Annotated in this window: 14 protein-coding genes and 2 tRNA genes; 6 read left to right on the forward strand and 10 right to left on the reverse strand. The window is 41.5% G+C overall.

Annotation, left to right across the window (positions count from 1 at the left end; all coding sequences use genetic code 11):
- The 10 genes from ACEYJ7_RS08890 to efeO form a co-directional block, all read right to left on the reverse strand.
- The coding region (locus ACEYJ7_RS08890; RefSeq protein ID WP_373778729.1) for an HAD family hydrolase at window positions 1-582 on the reverse strand (582 nt) is incomplete at its 3' end.
- Window positions 583-608: 26 nt separating this feature from the next.
- The gene (locus tag ACEYJ7_RS08895; RefSeq protein WP_373778730.1) at window positions 609-1,589 is read right to left on the reverse strand and encodes a hypothetical protein; all 981 of its coding nucleotides are present in this window, start codon (window positions 1,587-1,589) and stop codon (window positions 609-611) included.
- 111 nt (window positions 1,590-1,700) lie between these two features.
- Window positions 1,701-3,164 carry an IMP dehydrogenase gene (guaB, locus tag ACEYJ7_RS08900; protein WP_373778731.1) on the reverse strand — a complete coding sequence of 488 codons (1,464 nt, stop codon included), beginning with the start codon at window positions 3,162-3,164 and terminating at the stop codon, window positions 1,701-1,703.
- Between the two features lie 160 nt (window positions 3,165-3,324).
- Window positions 3,325-4,758: a glycogen synthase GlgA gene (gene glgA, locus ACEYJ7_RS08905; RefSeq protein ID WP_373778733.1), complete on the reverse strand. Its 1,434-nt coding sequence runs from the start codon at window positions 4,756-4,758 to the stop codon at window positions 3,325-3,327.
- An 81-nt stretch (window positions 4,759-4,839) separates the two neighbouring features.
- Window positions 4,840-6,129, reverse strand: a complete 1,290-nt coding sequence (gene glgC / locus ACEYJ7_RS08910; RefSeq protein ID WP_373778777.1) for a glucose-1-phosphate adenylyltransferase — start codon at window positions 6,127-6,129, stop codon at window positions 4,840-4,842.
- Window positions 6,130-6,158: 29 nt separating this feature from the next.
- Complete coding sequence (glgX, locus tag ACEYJ7_RS08915; RefSeq protein ID WP_373778734.1) at window positions 6,159-8,144, reverse strand: glycogen debranching protein GlgX; 1,986 nt, start codon at window positions 8,142-8,144, stop codon at window positions 6,159-6,161.
- Between the two features lie 24 nt (window positions 8,145-8,168).
- A complete protein-coding gene (gene glgB, locus ACEYJ7_RS08920) occupies window positions 8,169-10,373 on the reverse strand; it encodes a 1,4-alpha-glucan branching protein GlgB (RefSeq protein WP_373778736.1) in 2,205 nt (734 codons plus the stop codon).
- A 436-nt stretch (window positions 10,374-10,809) separates the two neighbouring features.
- A complete protein-coding gene (locus ACEYJ7_RS08925; RefSeq protein ID WP_373778737.1) occupies window positions 10,810-12,531 on the reverse strand; it encodes an FTR1 family protein in 1,722 nt (573 codons plus the stop codon).
- Entirely contained in the window at window positions 12,488-13,675 is a 1,188-nt protein-coding gene (gene efeB, locus ACEYJ7_RS08930) for an iron uptake transporter deferrochelatase/peroxidase subunit (protein WP_373778778.1), read from the reverse strand. The genes ACEYJ7_RS08925 and efeB overlap by 44 nt, the downstream gene beginning before the upstream one ends.
- An 18-nt stretch (window positions 13,676-13,693) precedes the next feature.
- The gene (gene efeO, locus ACEYJ7_RS08935) at window positions 13,694-14,506 is read right to left on the reverse strand and encodes an iron uptake system protein EfeO (RefSeq protein ID WP_373778738.1); all 813 of its coding nucleotides are present in this window, start codon (window positions 14,504-14,506) and stop codon (window positions 13,694-13,696) included.
- Between the two features lie 202 nt (window positions 14,507-14,708).
- Between efeO and ACEYJ7_RS08940 the strand changes: the two genes are divergently transcribed.
- From ACEYJ7_RS08940 to ACEYJ7_RS08965, 6 genes are all read left to right on the forward strand, one after another.
- Window positions 14,709-14,784: transfer RNA gene (locus ACEYJ7_RS08940), tRNA-Gly, on the forward strand.
- 17 nt (window positions 14,785-14,801) lie between these two features.
- Window positions 14,802-14,875, forward strand: a tRNA-Cys gene (locus ACEYJ7_RS08945).
- Between the two features lie 239 nt (window positions 14,876-15,114).
- A complete protein-coding gene (gene tgt / locus ACEYJ7_RS08950; protein ID WP_373778740.1) occupies window positions 15,115-16,278 on the forward strand; it encodes a tRNA guanosine(34) transglycosylase Tgt in 1,164 nt (387 codons plus the stop codon).
- Window positions 16,265-16,777 carry a hemerythrin domain-containing protein gene (locus tag ACEYJ7_RS08955; RefSeq protein WP_373778742.1) on the forward strand — a complete coding sequence of 171 codons (513 nt, stop codon included), beginning with the start codon at window positions 16,265-16,267 and terminating at the stop codon, window positions 16,775-16,777. The genes tgt and ACEYJ7_RS08955 overlap by 14 nt, the downstream gene beginning before the upstream one ends.
- A complete protein-coding gene (locus tag ACEYJ7_RS08960; RefSeq protein ID WP_373778743.1) occupies window positions 16,777-17,013 on the forward strand; it encodes a sulfurtransferase TusA family protein in 237 nt (78 codons plus the stop codon). The genes ACEYJ7_RS08955 and ACEYJ7_RS08960 overlap by 1 nt, the downstream gene beginning before the upstream one ends.
- 176 nt (window positions 17,014-17,189) lie before the next feature.
- On the forward strand, window positions 17,190-18,932 hold the full coding sequence (locus ACEYJ7_RS08965; protein ID WP_373778744.1) for a hypothetical protein: 1,743 nt from the start codon (window positions 17,190-17,192) through the stop codon (window positions 18,930-18,932).
- The last annotated feature ends 20 nt before the right edge of the window (window positions 18,933-18,952 follow it).

Raw genomic sequence — 18,952 nt, forward strand, 5'->3', positions numbered from 1 at the left:
GCGTTTTTCTTCGTAGCCGATAACGGTGAGCCCTGCGCCTTTGGCGGAAATCATACCATAATAGGAATCTTCTATGGCAACGGCGTGTTCGGCACAAACGCCTAAGGTGTCTAAGGTGTAGCGATAAATCGCCGGATCGGGTTTGCTGCGGGCGAAGTCGTCGCCGGTGACGATCAAGTCAAAATCCTCTTTGATGCCACACACGGTCAGGATGTTGTTGATATGTGACAAGGCAGAAGACGAGGCTACCGCCAGTTTGATGCGGTGTGCTTTGGCAAAGGCGATAATTTGCTTAATATCTGAGCGGAAAATTGCTAAGTAGTCCACGTTGCTGAATAAATCATTAAAAAAAGCTTGGTAGCGGGTTTGAATTTCTGCCAACGGCAAGCTCGAACCGCTCAATTTTTTGACGATTTCAGGGATTTCTCTTAAAGATTTGCCGACCACTTCCGATTGTTGTTCAAGCGTAATCGGACGGTTATGTTCCTGAATATCGGCAATAAACTGTTTCTGTAGAGTGAATTCGACATATTCGGTATCGACAATCACACCGTCCATATCAAAAATGATGGCTTGTAACATCGCTTTTCCTTATAACTGCAAGAGCGTTAACGTTCTTTAATTTTCCCAGTCTCGGTATCAAACGGAGTAAATGTAAACGGTAAATGCTGGATTTTACAGCTTCCGTCTAAATCAGGCTTTTCAAATTGAAACGTTGCTTTTCCTTGTGTGAATTCAGTGGCTAAAAATAATATGTTGTTCGGATATTCACATTGCCCTAAACGAAGAGTGGGGCTATTTGGGTTTTCAGCCGTTAAATAACCAAGAATGGCGTGAACTACTTTATTTTCATCAATAATGAAGTAACTATCCGATAATATATATGTATTAATCGTCCAGATCTGCATTTTAGGCTGAGTAATCACGCCTTGTACTTGTGTTAATATTTGAGCAAATTGGCTTGATAATGTCGTGTTTTGGTAAATATCAGATACATTTTTACTCTGTGCATTTAAATAAAGCGAATCAAACCGAATGAACTGACCATCTAATAGTAATTTTTGGTTGTAAGCTTCACACCCGAATAGTTCGAAATCATCACGTGCATAGGAGACTTTTTTTACATTGGTTTTTTTATTTAAGTCGACGGAATCGTTACAAGGAATACCATTTATTTTAATATCGGATGTGGATGGGGTAAGTTTTATTGCTTCCTTGCCATTAAATTGAGAAAAGTAAATCGAAGTAACAGGAAGTCCATCCCATAAAAAAGGCGTAATGTCACCACGATTATCTATTCGGCGAGCATAGTTATTGTCGTCATAAGTGGTGTATGTAAGTTTTTCATCATTTAATTCGCTTAAATGTAGAAGTGCTTTGCCGAGATCTTTCCGTTCAACATTGTAATTAACATTATCGGAATATTCTCTCGGTATTAAAACGGAATAAAGAAAGATTGCCGGCCAGAAAAAAATAAGGAGTATACCGGTTATTATTATTGTTGCTGCAGTTAATATCCAAAATATCGTTTGTGAATATCGGTAGGCAATAACTAATACAATTAAAACAGGAATAATAAAAAATTCCATAATTTTCCTTAAAAAAATGAGATACAAGCGGTCTGATTTTATCAATATTTTGCAAATTTTAATGATACTTGTAAATAAAGAGGAGGGATAAATTATCCCTCTCCTATTTAATTATCCCATCCGATAATTCGGCGCTTCTTTAGTGATGGTCACGTCGTGAACATGGCTTTCTTTAATGCCGGCGCCGCTGATACGGACGAATTGGGCTTTGGTGCGTAATTCGTCAATGGTGGCGCAGCCGGTCAGTCCCATACAGGAACGTAAACCGCCCATTTGTTGGTGGATGATTTCTTTGAGCAAACCTTTGTACGGAATGCGTCCTTCAATACCTTCCGGTACCAATTTGTCGGCGGCGTTATCGGATTGGAAATAACGGTCGGAAGAACCTTTTGACATCGCGCCTAATGAGCCCATACCACGGTAGGATTTAAAGGCTCGACCTTGGTAAAGCTCGATTTCACCTGGGGCTTCTTCCGTGCCGGCAAACATGGAGCCGACCATGACGCAAGAGGCGCCGGCGGCGATGGCTTTGGCAATATCGCCCGAATAGCGGATACCGCCGTCGGCGATAACCGGAATGCCACGATCTTTTAACGCCTCTGCTGCATCGGCAATGGCGGTGATTTGCGGCACGCCGACACCGGTGACAATGCGGGTGGTACAAATAGAGCCCGGACCGATACCGACTTTCACCGCACTTGCACCGGCATCAGCAAGGGCGATTGCGCCCTCAGCGGTAGCGACGTTACCTGCGATGATTGGTAAGTTAGGATATTTTGCACGAGTTTCACGAACGCGTTGTAATACGCCTTCGGAATGCCCGTGGGAGGAGTCGATTAACAGTACGTCCACGCCTGCTTTGACTAAGGCTTCAATGCGTTCTTCGTTACCCGGACCGGCACCGACCGCCGCACCGACGCGTAAACGTCCGAGGTCGTCTTTACAAGCGTGCGGTTTGCTTTCCGCTTTTTGGTAGTCTTTCAGCGTAATCATGCCTTTCAATTTGAATTCGTCATTCACGACAAGCACTTTTTCAATGCGGTGTTGGTGCATTAAATCGAAAATTTCTTCGCGTGACGGGTTGCGTTGTACGGTGATTAAACGCGCTTTCGGGGTCATTAATTCCGCCACGGTTTTGGTTAAATCGGTAATAAAACGGGTATCGCGCCCGGTAATGATCCCGACCAAATTTTTATTTTCATCCACCACCGGGAAGCTGGCAAAGCCGTTTTTCTTCACGATTTCATTTAATTCCGCTAAGGTTAAATCCGGTCTGACGGTAACGGGATCGGAAACCATACCGCTTTCGAATTTTTTCACTTTGCGCACGCGATCCGCTTGGCGTTCGATACTCATGTTTTTATGAATAAAACCAATACCACCTTCTTGTGCAAGGGAAATTGCCAGTTTGGTTTCGGTGACGGTATCCATGGCGGCGGATAACATAGGGATATTTAATCGGATGGTTGAGGTGAGTTGGGTGGATAAATCGGCGGTATTCGGAAGCACGGTAGAATGTGCCGGGATGAGAAGTACGTCATCAAACGTTAACGCCTCTTTGATTACTCGTAGCATTGCAATAGTTCCTTAAATGATAAAAATAAACTTGGAAAAATTGCGGGCGGATTATACAGGGATTTGGGTGAGTTGTAAATTTACAAGCGGTGAGTTTTAGCAAAAATTTTGCAAATCGAAAAATATCCCCGCTTTAAACCAAGCAGGGATGCGTCGTGTTTTACAGAATTTCTTGATAGAGAGCTTGGTATTGTTGAGCCACTTTTGCCCAACCAAAATCTTGTGCTAAAGCATTTTGACGAACGCTAGACCATAATTTCTGTTTTTTCCATAAATTAATGGCACGCATTGTAGCTTCAAAGAAATCATTTGCATCAGGATGCTTGAACACGAAGCCTGTAGCTTCGCGACTTTCAATGCTTTCCTTATGGCTATCGTTTACAGTATCGGCTAAACCACCGGTTTTACGTACTAATGGGAGCGTACCGTATTTCAAGCCGTAAAGCTGGGTTAACCCACAAGGCTCAAAACGGCTAGGCACGAGAATGACGTCGCCACCGGCAATAATTTGGTGGGAAAGTGCTTCATCGTAACCGATTTTTAAACCGATTTTCTGCGGATAACGAGCTTGGGCTTCACGTAATGCATTTTCTAAATCAGGAGCTCCGCTGCCTAAAACAACAAGTTGAACCGGATGTTGCATAATTTCATCAATTTTAGCCAATAAGAAATCTGCTCCTTTCTGTTCGGTCAGGCGGGTTACCATGACTAGAAGCATGGCTTCTTTGTCTTCCGGCAAACCAAACAGACGTTGAAGTTCTGCTTTGTTTTTGGCTTTACCGTGCATATAGTTCGGACGGTAATTGGCGACGATATTATTATCGGTATCCGGATTCCACACGGCATCGTCAACACCATTTAAAATACCGCGAAGGCGACCTTGTTCTTTACGAGTTTGAAGTAAGCCGTGCATTCCGCCGCCGGCAATCGCTTCGGTGATTTCTTGCGCGTAGCTAGGGCTTACTGTCGTAACCATATCGGCAAAAAATAAACCGGCTTTAAGGTAAGAAATTTCACCATAAAACTCTAAACCGTTGGTATTAAAGAATTCCCAAGGGAGAGCGAGTTCTGCCAAATGGTGAGCTTGGAAACGTCCAGGATAAGCAATATTATGAATGGTAAATACGCTTTTAACAGGGCTGTGCCAACTTTTTAGGTAGGCACAAGCTAAGCCAGCCTGCCAGTCGTGAGCATGAAGAATATCAGCACGCCCCCACCAGTTATCTAACCCTTCAGAAATTTGAGCACCAAGATAACTGAGTAACGCAAAGCGTTTATAGTTATCCGAATAATCTTGATAGTTATCATCGTAATAGGGTAGACGTCGATTAAACAGCGCAGGTGCATCAATCACATAAACACCAAGCCCGTTAAAGTAGGTAAATCGTAATGTTACGGTTCCTGCGAATGTATTCATGGTGGTAATTTCAGACATTTCGCGAAGTTTCTCTGCAACTTGCGGATAATAAGGCAGTAACACTCGTACATCATGACCCGCAGCTTGTTGAGCGTAAGGTAATGCTCCCATAACATCAGCGAGTCCGCCTGTTTTAATCAGCGGATACATTTCAGAGCAAATATGTAATATTTTCATTGAGTTTTAACCAGTTAATCAGTGAGAGGGACGATATAACTCCCTCACTATAAGAGGGAGTTATATAAAGAGTAAACGTGTTTAAGCTTTGGTTTTCTCTTTATTCATTGCATCTAGCATTTTTTGGCAAACCAACACAATTCCGCCTTTGCTGATGCGGAAATGTTTAGCGTCTTCTTTCGGGTTAACACCGATTTGTAAACCGTCAGGAATCGTACAGTGACGGTCGACAACAGCACGTTTAATAATACAATTTTTACCGATGGTAACTTGAGGAAGTATCACGGATTCTTCAATGACACTTTCTTCATCAACGTGTACGCGGTTGAATAAGACTGAATTGCTGATTTCGGCATCAGTAATTACACAGCCACCGGCAATCAATGAATTGTCTAATGTTCTTGCACGCGATTTTTTGTAGAAGAAACGAGCTGGTGCCGTTTGTTGCGGACGACCGTGGATTGGCCAAGATTCATCATATAAATCCAATTGCGGTTGTTCACTGACAAGATCCATATGTGCCGCCCAGTAGCTATCAATCGTACCTACATCACGCCAGTAAATAGTACCTGTCGTGTTACGACCTTCACAAGAGCGTTCAAACGGGTGCGCATAAATTACACCTTGTTCAACGGCTTTCGGAATAATATCTTTCCCGAAATCATGTGAGGTGTCCGGGTTGCTGACTTCACTTTCCAACATCTCATAGAGATAATCGGCATCAAATACATAGATTCCCATTGATGCAAGGGATGATTCCGGTTTGTCCGGCATGGCAGGCGGATCAGACGGTTTTTCGACGAATGCTTTGACTTTCAATTTTTCGTTCACGGCCATAACACCGAATTCGGTTGCTTGTTCACGCGGTACTTCAATACAACCGACAGTACATTTTGCGCCGGAATCTACGTGATCTTCTAACATTCTGTTATAGTTCATTTTGTAGATGTGGTCGCCGGCAAGGATAACAACATATTTAGGACGATAGTGGGATTTCATCATCGCCATATTTTGGTATACCGCATCGGCTGTACCGCGGTACCAAGTGTGTTCATCAATTTGCTGACGGGCAGGAAGCATATCAATATATTGGTTACGTTCATAAGGTAAGAACGACCAACCGCGTTGTAAATGGCGGAGAAGTGAATGTGCTGCATATTGTGTAATTACTCCAACTTTAAGTAGGTTAGAGTTAATACAATTTGATAAAGCAAAGTCAATAATACGACGACTACCACCGAAATAAACAGCCGGTTTTGCACGTTTATCCGTAAGTTCATACAAACGAGATCCCCGCCCGCCTGCAAGGATAAGTACTAAGGTTTGCTCGGTCAAATTGCGTCTACTAGTAGAAGCTTCCTGTTTCAACATATTGTTATCTCCAAATTGAATAATTAAACTTAATTCCTTTGAAGTACGCATACCTCAATATTTTTGAGGGTAACTGCAAGCGTATCAGTCATCAGAGTCGCTTTTTCCGTACCTAAAAGTATTTGCCAATTTCCTTTAGGTAATAAGAACCGTTGTGCTGTCTGCTTGGCATTGACTAGTATCAGCCATTTATTTTCTAACAATATTTGGATGGCTTTAATCGAATGGTCATGCCAATCATTAAATTGAATATGTTGACCGTCAGTGCGTAACCACTGAACGGAATTACCAGCCCACCATTTATCATATTGGGAAAGCAGTGGGATTTGTTTTCTTATCGAAATAAGTTTAGCGGTATAGTCAATAAGATCTTGGTCTGCATTTATCCAATCTAACCATGTCATCTCATTATCTTGGCAGTAGCAGTTATTGTTACCTTGTTGGCTATTACCTAATTCATCCCCGGAAAGTAGCATTGGGGTACCGCCGGACAAAAGTAGCGTTGCTAATAGTGCTCGGCGTGTAGCATCTCGTTTTGCCAAAATTGTAGAATTGCTTGTTTCGCCTTCTATACCATAGTTATTGCTAATATTATCACTATGACCGTCACGATTATTTTCACCATTTGCCCAGTTATGTTTTTCGTTATAGCTGACCAAATCCTGCAATGTAAAACCGTCATGTGCAGTAATAAAGTTTATACCGTTTGACGGTAGACGGTTTCGGGCAAAAATATCATCACTGGCCGCAAAGCGGCGGGCAAATGCTGCTAAATTGCCACTCTCTTTTAAGAAGAAGCGACGTATATCATCACGATAACGATCGTTCCATTCTGCAAACGGTTTTGGAAAGGAGCCTAATTGATAACCGCCCCAACCAATATCCCAAGGCTCAGCAATCATTTTTACATGCGATAAAGTCGAATTACTGTAAATTGCCGTGAAAAACGCCGAATGTTCGGAAAATGTAGGTGTCCTGCCCAAAACGGCACCTAAGTCAAAACGGAAACCATCGACATGACATTCTTTTACCCAATAGCAGAGACAATCGATAACCCAGCGTAATACAGCTACATCCGAAGAGACATTCAGTGTATTGCCACAACCTGTCCAGTTGAGATACTCACTGTTATCTGTCAGCCAATAATATGCTTCATTGTCGATCCCACGTTGAGAAAGTGTCGGACCGTCTTTTCCACCTTCAGCCGTATGATTGAAAACAACGTCCATAATGACTTCGATACCTTCTTTATGGAGTGTTTTAACTAATTGTTTAAATTCCGATAAAGGATCGTCTTTGTTATAAGCCAATTTAGGATCAACGGCAAAATTCCCTAATACGTTGTATCCCCAGTAATTGCACAAACCGATTTTCTGTAAATGCGGCTCATCAATATGATAAGTAATTGGCAATAACTCAACCGCAGTAATACCTAATCGTTTTAGATGGGCAACCGATTCCGGGTGAGCCATACCGGCAAACGTACCCGCAATCTCTTTTGGCACTTTCGGATTTATTTTACTGAACCCTTTAACATGGGTTTCATAAATAACAGTTTCCGCCCATGAGGTAAATGGTTTGTAATCACCTTCCCAATCGAAAGACGAACGATCAACAACAATCGATTTAGGTGCTAAATGTGCATTATCTCTCGGGTCGTTCCAATGAAACCACTTATCCGCTTCATCACTGCTTAAATCAGGCGAACCGACTAAGGCATTAGCATAGGGATCAACTAATAATTTTTGGGGATTAAAAAGATCCCCCAATTCTTCATTGACTTCGCCGTCTACGCGAAAACCATAAACGGCTCCGGCAGTTAATCCCACAAGGAAAATGTGCCAAATTTCATCTGTTTTAACCATGGGAAAGCGAGTTTCACCATGGTCGGTAAAAATTGATAGTTCAACCGATCTGGCTCTGCGAGAAAAAAGCGCAAAATTAACGCCAGATTTCCCGTTAATCACCGAAACACGGCTACCTAACGGAAACGGTCTACCAGCAAGGTATTCCATAATAAACCTTTAAATTTATAGTTGTTATTCTTTAATAATAAATAATGTAGCAAGTGGCGGTAGTGTTAAACTGATTGAATACGGTTTATTGTTTTTTGGAATTTCTTCACAAAGAATTTCACCGAAATTCCCCACATTACTACCCATATAATAAGCAGAATCGGAGTTAAGTACTTCTTTATATTTCCCCATGCTATTGACACCAATTTGATAATGGTGACGAGGAACAGGGGTAAAGTTACTAATAACAATAATGCTTTTTCCGTTTTTTGCTTTACGTTCAAATGCAAATACGGACTGTTCGGAATCATCGACTACAAGCCATTCAAACCCTTCAGGAGAGTAATCAAGCTCATAAAGTGCTTCCGTTGAAGTATAAAGACGGTTTAAGTCTCGTACCCAATTTAATACACCTTTATGCCATCCTCCGTTCTCATCACCAAGTAAGAACCAATCTAAACTTTCTTGGTAATTCCACTCACGGCCTTGGGCGAATTCATTCCCCATAAAGAGTAATTTTTTACCCGGATAACCCCACATATACCCATAATAGGCGCGTAGGTTTGCAAATTGCTGCCAACAGTCTCCCGGCATTTTACCGAGAAGCGAGCCTTTACCATGTACTACTTCATCATGGGAAAGCGGAAGCATAAATTTTTCACTATACTGATAAATCATGCCGAAAGTCATTAAATCGTGATGATATTTACGGTGAATCGGTTCTTTTTGCATATAACGAAGCGTGTCATTCATCCACCCCATATTCCATTTATAGTCAAACCCAAGACCACTGAATTCGGCAGAATGGGTAATGCCTGGGAAGGATGTGGATTCTTCAGCAATAGTTGCGCTACCTTTAGCTTCTTTTTGGAGCATTACATTGGTGCCGCGTAAGAAATCAAGTGCTTCTAAATTTTCACGTCCACCATAGCGGTTCGGAATCCATTCACCGTCTTTACGGGAATAATCACGATAGATCATTGACGCAACAGCATCTACACGTAGTGCATCAATTCCAAAACGCTCAATCCAATACAGTGCATTACCGGTCAGATAATTACGCACTTCATTGCGACCGTAATTGAAAATTAAGGTGTTCCAGTCTTGATGATAGCCTTCTTTCGGATCGGCATGTTCATAGAGATGCGTACCGTCAAAGGAAGCTAAACCATGTTCATCCGTCGGGAAGTGACCGACAACCCAGTCTAGAATTACATTAATACCTGCGCCATGTGCTTTACTGATTAAGTGACGCAAACCTTCCGGTGTACCGAAACGGCTGGTCGGTGCATAGATACCTGTCGGTTGATACCCCCAAGAACCGTCAAACGGGAATTCGGAAATCGGCAATAACTCAATGTGTGTAAATCCCATTTCTTTTACATAAGGGATAAGTTCATTTGCGATTTCTTCATAGTTCAGCCAGTAATTGTTTTCTAAATTACGGCGCCAAGAACCTAAATGGACTTCATAAACCGAAATCGGTTGATCCGGATCGTTTGCACGACTACGTTTTTCATCGCTTTCAACAATCGGAGGCAAGCCTGAAGCCACGGAAGCTGTATCAGGGCGGAATTGTGCCGAGAAAGCATAAGGGTCAGATTTCAAACGAATTTGACCGTTTTTATCCAGTATCTCAAATTTATACAACGTGCCTTTTGGTGCGTTCGGAATAAAAATATCCCAAATACCGCTGCTTGGGTGGTGGCGCATTGGGTGGCGGCGACCATCCCAAAAGTTAAAATCTCCCACCACGGAAACACGGATTGCATTGGGTGCCCAAAGGCTAAAATGAATACCGCCAACATCATTGTGAGTGACAAGATGCGCACCTAGCTTTTCGTAAGGGCGGACATGTGAACCTTCGGCAAGTAACCAATTATCAAGGTCAGAAATATGGGATTGGAAACGGTAAGGGTCTTCAATATCAATTTCAGTGTGGGCGTATTTTACGATAAATCGATAGGCCAAATCGGTAGTCGCTTTAGGAAGCTTCGCAGTGAAGAAACCCCGCTCATCAATTCGTTCCATTTCAGCAAGTACCTTTCCTTTGGTATCGATTACACTGGCATGGAGAGCTTCCGGTAAGTATGCCCGAATGATTACCCCTTTTTCAGCGGAATGAATTCCCAAATAGGCAAAAGGATCTCGGCAGTAACCTGAAGAAAGTTGCTCGATGAAAAGGGTGTCTTGTTCAGAGTGAAGGGGGGTTTTTGATGGCTTCTTCATGTTGCTCTCCTTGACCAAACAGCAAATTGTAGATGTGGCAGATGAAAACGATTGCGTGGAATGTACCAAAAAAAGTTTTACAAAACAATCTTAATAATTTGATGTAGATCACTATTTGTGAATAGATTGAGTAATGGCTTTGAAAATCAACAGGTTGTACCACTCATAAAATGGAGTGGAAAATATTTCGTTAACGAAAAGTACATATACTTATGTTTTTAAAGGTAAAAAATGTCAATTTTCATTTGTTTATGTCTGATAAATTTTATCATTTATCGATTTTATTTAAATTGATTTGTTTTATTTGCTAAACAATCTAAAGAGAATTGTCTTTTCAAACACAAAAAAGAGAAAAAGTACAACGGATAAATATGGAATGAAAATAATCATCCCATACCGAATTAATAATCAAAAGATAAATAATTTTACAAGCGGTCTAATTTCGGAAAAATTTTGCAAATATCGGGAGCAGCAGTAAATAGAGCATCTGTACACCAATACCTTCCCACGTTGCATAGAAGCCGATAGCCGGCATATTCGGTACAAAGTCTGCTCCGGTTCGCGGTAGCATTTGTGTCAGTTGTAATGCATGAATGCTTACGCCGAGAATCTTAAAACCAAGTCCGTAGATTAACCAAGTCATGACTTTAAACAGATGATGTATCGGCAGTTTTCGGCTGGAATATGTCATCACAAAAGCAATCATGACCAATAGCGTGAGAGCAAGCCCAATTCCCATCAATAAATCTTGAGTTTCAATTAAAGGAAGCATACCGGCATAAAATAGAATGGTTTCGGCACCTTCACGGAAAACCGACAAAAAACTCAGTGAAAGCATTGAAATCAAACTACCGGTTGTAACAGCTTGAGCGACTTGTTTATCGATAAAACGCTTCCATCCCTGAATAGATGATTTACTGTGCAGCCATGCGCCAACGAATAGCATCATAATGACTGCGACAATACCGATGATACCTTCCAAAATTTCTCGGTTCGTACCGGCGGATACGGTCGGAAAAAGCTGATGTAAAGCCACGGCACCTAAAATACTGGCGATAATCCCTAAGCCGGCTCCGGCATAGACCCAATAACGGGCATTGGCTTGATTTGCTGCGTTTAAGGCGGTGAGTAAGGCGATAATGATAAGTAAAGCTTCTGTGCCTTCTCGCAGTAGAATCAACATTGCATCAATTGCACCATAGCTTTCGGCAATATTTAATCGAGAAAGATCGAGAATCAGCGTTTGAAAATGTTGCATATTAGCGGATTCATCACCTTTAACTATAATAACCGGTAACTCGCTTTCAACACGCGTATAGAGTGAACTATCTCGAGTACGGACTTCTCCTTCAAAAACCGGCCATTGTTGAATAAACAGCGTAATATCGGCACGACCTTGCGCTAATTGATGATGTTCAAATGCTTGATAGCTTTTTTTTAATAATTTTATGCCTTCCGGTAACGTTTCCGGTGCATTGGCAGTGGCTGATTTGGGGGTATCTAAAACGTTTCCCGCTTTAAAATCTTCAAGGGATATGCCAAGTAATCGTGATTGTTTTTCGATTTCAATAAAGTTCGGCGGTTCCGAAAGCATTGCAATACGCATTAATGACATTGCCGTTTCAATTTGCCCGTAATGTCCGAGGCTGGTTTCTCGAACCACTTTTTCATTCGCAGTCCATGTGTTGTTGAAACGTTTATAGACCGTTTGAATTTCGTTAATATTTTTGGCTATAACCGCTTTATGCAGTTGCTGATAAACCGGCGTCACCCGTTTAGCAAATTGTTGCCGTTTTTTGGAATAATCAATCGGATTTTGTTCTTTTTCGAAGGTATATAAAGCTTTGGAAAGTTGCTCAAAGTTTTCTAATGTCGGTTGTGAAATTGCAAAATTCAGAGCGGAACTGACCGCTTGTCCGGCATGAGAATTATGAGTCGGGATCGCGAGAAACTCTTGTTGTAGCAATGTAAGATAAGGCTGTGATTTCGTGTTTTCCCCTCGCTTGACTTGCTCCATTGCATCGGATAAATGTACAAACAAATGCCCGGTTTCAACGTTGGCATAAGCACAAACGCTCAGCATAAGGCTGAGCGTGAAAAGTGCAACCACGCGGTTAAATTTGATCAAATAACGCTTTACCCAAGTAATCATGTTCATCTTTTACCCCAGCAAAACAAGCAAACAAACCACTTCCGATATGGGTGATATATTCGTTCATTTTGTCTCTATTCCCTAGGCTGTTTTGAATGGTGATAAATTGTTGCGGATCTTTTTGGAATGAAATAAATAACAAGCCTGCATCAAATTGTCCGGTTTTCGGATCGACGCCACTGGCATAAGAAAATGAGCGTCTTAGCATCTGTAGTCCGGTTTTTTTCGCTAAATGTAAGTGGGAAATTTCCGGAATGACGGGTTTGCCTTTTTCATTTTTTTTATTTAAATCAACGGTATCGAATTCTTGTTTGTCACCGATGGGGGCACCGGAATCCCGATGACGACCAAAGGTTTCTTCTTGACTGTTCAGGTTAGTGCGATCCCAAGTTTCTAAGTGCATTTGAATACGGCGTACGGCTAAGAATGTGCCGTTTTTCAGCCAATTATTTTGTTCGTACCAAACGGCATTGGCTAAATCTTCACCTTGCGGATTACCTGTACCGTCTTTAAATCCGAACAGATTTCGCGGTGTATCATTGCCTTCAAAAGAGTTAAATCCCGCTTGGCTCCAACGCATAGTAATGTTGGCGCGGGCTATACGAACTAAATTACGAACGGCGTGGAAAGCGACTTGCGGATCATCAGCACAGGCTTGAATACAGACATCGCCGCCCGAATATTCTTCACGCAATTGATCGCGCGGAAAGTGGGGGAGATTTTTCAATTCTTCCGGTTTGAATTTCTCAATGCCGAGCTTACTGAAAAAAGTAGGACTAATACCAAAAGTGAGAGTGAGGTTATACGGATTTAAGCCGTCTGCTTCTCCTGTATCAGCTGGCGGAACAAAAGGATTGTCGTTGTAGGTTTTTACGTTTTTTCCGGCGGTTAGACGAGCGCTGTAACTTGTCCAAATTTGGAACATCTCTTTGATTTTGGGAATATCATGAGTGTGCAGATCAAGCACCATAAAATAGATATGTTTATGTGCCGGAGTGGCAATGCCTTGTTGATGAACGCCATAAAACGGGTAGAGATTGTTGATCCTCGGCATGATCCGAGGCTCTAAAGCATAAGGGGCGCCGGCTGTTAAGCCGACACCGAGCAGTATTGCTTGTTTTAGAAAATCACGGCGTTCACGATAATTCATATTGCTCATAATTTTCTCCTATTCTTCTAAAATCATTCCCATTTGAGCGAGCGGTTCACCGAGTTTATTGACAGCTTCTGCGAGAGATTTAATCTCTGCAGCAGAGAGTTTGTCGTAGCCGACATAATCATAACCGTCTTTGGCTTTATTATGTTTTGCGAGTAAAGTATTTACTTCAGCAAAACGGGCTGCAATTTCGTGAGAGAGTTTAATATCTTTTTTCTCTAGCTGAGGTTTAAAGATTTCATAAATTTTTTCTGCACCTTCAATATTGGCTTTGAAATCGTAAAGGTCGGTTTTAGAGAAAATTTCTTCTTCACCGGTCACCTTTGTTGTAGAAACTTCATTTAATAAATCAACGGCTCCGGTAATCATTAATTCCGGGGTAACTTCTGCCGTTGGAATTTTAGCGCGTAATTCTTTAACATCTTTGAGTAACTGATCTGCAGTTGCTTCTGTACCTTTGGTCGTATTTTGCTCCCACAATACTTTTTCGATTTTGTGGAAACCGGACCAGTCATCTTCAGTTTTACCTTCTTCTGTTAAGTCGGCAAGTCGGGCATCAATACGCGGATCTAAATCTCCGAAACTTTCTGCAATTGGTTCCGAACGCTCAAAATACATTCGGGCAAGAGGGTAGATATACTTCGCTTTTTGCACATCACCTTGTTTGAGATAATTAACGAATTTTTCAGTATCCGTGACGAGTTGGTCGATTTGTACCACTACGAAATCTTTATAGGTTTGTGTTTCCTTTGTGAGATCGACAGCCACGGCAGAAGTGGCGAAGAATAGGGGAGAAACGGCTAAAGCGAGAGAGGTGAGACGCATAGAGACTCCTTAATAAGAGGGTGAAATATAAATAAGATTTGTTCTCATTAAAGGTATCTTTTTTTATTGGCTTTGGCAATAGCTTTATTAAAAAAACAGCGCAATGCCCTTTTTTTCAGCAGTTAAAGTTAATTCACCAAATTAAGGTTTGACACTGACCGGAAAATTCGTAAAATGCACCTCGTTTTGAAAACAACTCAATGCGGGAATAGCTCAGTTGGTAGAGCACGACCTTGCCAAGGTCGGGGTCGCGAGTTCGAGCCTCGTTTCCCGCTCCATTTTTTCTTCCTTATACGGCGTGTTAGCAAAGCGGTTATGCACTGGATTGCAAATCCATGTAGATCGGTTCGACTCCGGTACACGCCTCCATTTATTCATCGTTGTTGATTTTTCTATATTAAATATTTCACCCGTTTATTTTTGCAAAAAAACTGCTGAAAAAGACCGCTTGTAGTGAGTCAATTTATTTTTCACGGATAAACCTTTTCAAAAGATCAATAGCGCTTAGGATCTCCTTTGGTTTTAGCGTAGAATAGCCACTTTCTTTTATGATTAAAGAAAATATATAACCGATTAATTTATCTCGAACTGTTTATTTGAGGATTGAAATGAAATACGAATTAAAGAAAACGAGCGGTAATGCTCGTCGCGGGCGTTTGACTTTTTCACGCCCAAAAGGTGAATATCACGTTGAAACACCTGCTTTTATGCCGGTGGGGACTTACGGTACGGTAAAAGGAATGACGCCGGAAGAAGTTGCCCAAACCGGGGCGCAAATTTTACTTGGGAATACTTTTCATCTTTGGCTGCGTCCGGGTCAGGAAATTATACGTCAACACGGTGATTTGCACGATTTTATGCAGTGGCACGGTCCGATTCTTACCGATTCAGGCGGTTTCCAAGTATTTAGTTTGGGGAAATTGCGTAAAATTAAAGAAGAAGGCGTACATTTTCAGAACCCGATCAGCGGGGAAAAAATTTTCCTTTCACCTGAAAAATCAATGGAGATCCAATACGATCTCGGTTCGGATATTGTGATGATTTTTGATGAATGTACCCCCTATCCGGTAACCTTTGACTATGCCAAGCAGTCAATGGAGATGTCGTTACGTTGGGCAAAACGTAGTCGTGATCGCTTTGATGAATTGCAAAATCCAAATGCGTTATTTGGGATTATTCAAGGCGGTGTTTATGAAGAATTACGTAAAATCTCGGTAGAAGGTTTGGTGAATATCGGTTTTGACGGCTATGCTGTCGGAGGTTTAGCGGTGGGAGAGCCAAAAGAAGATATGCACCGTATTTTAGAGTATGTTTGCCCGCAAATTCCGGCGGATAAACCTCGTTATCTCATGGGGGTGGGTAAGCCTGAAGATTTAGTGGAAGGTGTGCGTCGTGGAATTGATATGTTTGATTGCGTTATGCCGACCCGTAATGCACGTAACGGACACTTATTTGTGAGTGACGGTATCGTAAAAATCCGTAATGCAAAATATCGAAATGATCTATCGCCATTAGATGCAGAGTGTGATTGTTATACGTGTAAAAATTACACAAAAGCTTACCTTTATCATTTAGATAAATGCGGTGAAATTTTAGGTGCTCGTTTGAATACCATTCACAATTTACGTTATTATCAACGTTTGATGGAGCAAATTCGCCAAGCGATTGAAGATGATCGTTTTGATGATTTTGTGGTGGAGTTTTATACAAAAATCGGTAAAGCTGCGCCGCCGTTACAGTTAAACAAAGAGGATAATCATGTTGAATCTTGATCCTAAGCCGTTTGTCAGTTGGGATGAGCCGATTGAAATGCTTTATGCCTGCCATAGCAAAGTAAAGAATTTCTGTCGCCAACTACAAATATTACCCGATTACATTGAACAACACGGTTGTAATCAAGCGGTAAAAAATGATGTGCAGCAAATTTTAAATTATTTCAATCTCTCCGCGCCATTACATCATGACGATGAAGAAAAAGATTTCTTTCCCGCATTGATTGAGCGGGTACCGCAGGCAAAAGCTGACATTGATGAGTTAGAACGTCAACATATCGATTTACATCAAAACTGGGATTTATTGTCGGCACAATTAAATGCGTTGTTGAGTGGCGAAGTAACAAATGTAGATCGGGATTTGATTCAGCGCTTTGTCGCCGGTTATGATCAACATATTGCGATTGAAGAGCCATTGTTTGAATTGGGAAGAGAACATTTGGCTGATGAAACACTGCAATCTATGGGAAAGATTATGGCGGATCGTCGTAAAGTCTGATGGAATATCGTCTTGATCTCTCTCAATACCGCTGTCCGCTTCCGATTTTAATGACAAAACGTGCGTTAAAATCACTAAAGGCGGGTGAAAAGTTACTTTTAGTGACAGAGGTAAATGTCAACGAAAAGGAGCTTGTGTTATTGTGTCAGGAAATGGGCGCAAGACTTTTATGGCAACAATCGGACATGGCACAGGGCAAAGTCGAGTGGCTGATTGAATTACAAGCGGTCAGTTAGCGACAAAAATTTGCAAATTTATCAAAACGCTGAGATTTATCTCAGCGTTTTTTTATTGAGGTCATATCAGCATTGATTTGACATTTTCCTTGATTTTCATCAACAACAATTCCATTCAATCCGGCTAATAATGAATCAATTAAGCTTTCTTGTTAACCCTTACCTTTGGAGGCTTTATGGCTAAATTATTGTTTGGACCGGTTCTTTCGTTTCGAGGCTGTGTGAATGATGTTTGGAAGGTGAGTGCTTTGATTGCCGTTGAAAGCAAAGCGTCCGTTCCGACGATGTTACTTAATGGTAAGCCGACCGCTCCGCCTTCGTTGTTATTAGAGTATGATGGTCGTTGCTATTTGCGCTACGATCTCAGTTCTCTGCAACAAAATGATGAAGTTCGGGTTGCTTATAATGTGGTTGGTATTGCAGAAACTTGGCATTTTACCGTACCGGCGAAATCGTCACCCCCTCGTCTTAGTTATGTGTCTTGTAATGGATTATCTGATCCGAACGGATTACGTAAATTGATTAAAGCAAAAAATTCGGTATGGGAAGATTTATTGGCAAGCCATGACAAATTATTAAGACCGGCGGGCTATAAGCTCGATAAAGAACAGTTGTGGCATGAAGCGCGTATTCATGATCAAGGGATTCAGCGATTTCATTTGCTTGTGATGGGAGGAGATCAACTTTACTTGGATTCTATGTGGGAAGATATCAAATCGCTCAAACGCTGGATTGGTATGTCTCGGCAAGAGCAGTTGAAATATAAAGTGCCGGATAAGTTAGATAAAGAAATCGAAAGTTACTATTTTAATCATTATTGCGAAAGTTGGTTATCTAAAGAACGTAATCAATGGGGGGCGAAAAATAGGACTTTAGATTCCGCTTACGGAATGGCAACCATTCCGACTATTATGATGTGGGATGACCATGATATTTTTGACGGTTGGGGATCTTATACGCCGGAGATGCAACAAAGTCCGATGTTCCAAAGGCTGTTTTACCATGCTCGTCGGGCATTTTGGGTATTTCAAATGCAACAAAATATTAATGATTTACCACCGTTAAAAGCACAAAATAATCAATATATTCGGCGTGATGATCCATTATTTGAACCGATAGTATGGTCAACCATATTACAGAAAGATCCGTTGGCCTTACCTTTATTGGATAATCAGGCAAGCTTTTCTTCGGCATTTCGTATTGGTCCATTGCAGATTATTGTGCCGGATTTAAGAACTGAACGTTCTGTGCAGCAAGTGATCGGTCCGAATACATGGACGGCGTTACACAAATGGTTGGGAAATATTGATAATTCGAATAATTGCCAACATTTACTTTTCATTTCCTCGGTACCGGTTGTTCATCCTAAGCTTTCGCTTGCGGAAGCCTTTTTGGATAATTTAGGTTCCGATCATGTGCTGGATAGCAGTGCGGATGATTTAAAAGATCATTGGTCTCATGATAACCATGAGGGGGAACGTAAACGTTTAGCAGAAACGTTATTAAAAGTCGCTAAGGAAAAAAATATCAAAGTGACGTTTGTGTCCGGTGATGTTCACGTGGCCGCGTGGGGTGTATTGTATAAACAGGATGTCGCACCGCACGAAAATTGGGCGCAAATTCATCAATTAACCTCGACGGCAATTGTACATCCGTCATTGGTTTCTGTGATGGAAAGACTTTTTTTAAATGTGCTTAACACGGTCGCCAAGAAAAAGCAGACGTTGGATGTCAATCTGTTTGCGGAGATGATGCTGTTTCCTGGCTCTAACCGCTATGTGATGGCAGCTCGGAATTGGTTGGCTTTGGAATTGGATAATAAACCTAATAATGCGAAGCTTTGGGCAACTTGGCGTTGCGAATCTCAAGATAGTTTTACTAATCATTTATTAGCGATTGATTCAATAAAAAACGCTTAAGTTAAAATGTAAAGCCTCGG

It is taken from the genome of Glaesserella sp. (genome assembly GCF_041814905.1).
Taxonomy (GTDB): Bacteria; Pseudomonadota; Gammaproteobacteria; order Enterobacterales; family Pasteurellaceae; genus Glaesserella.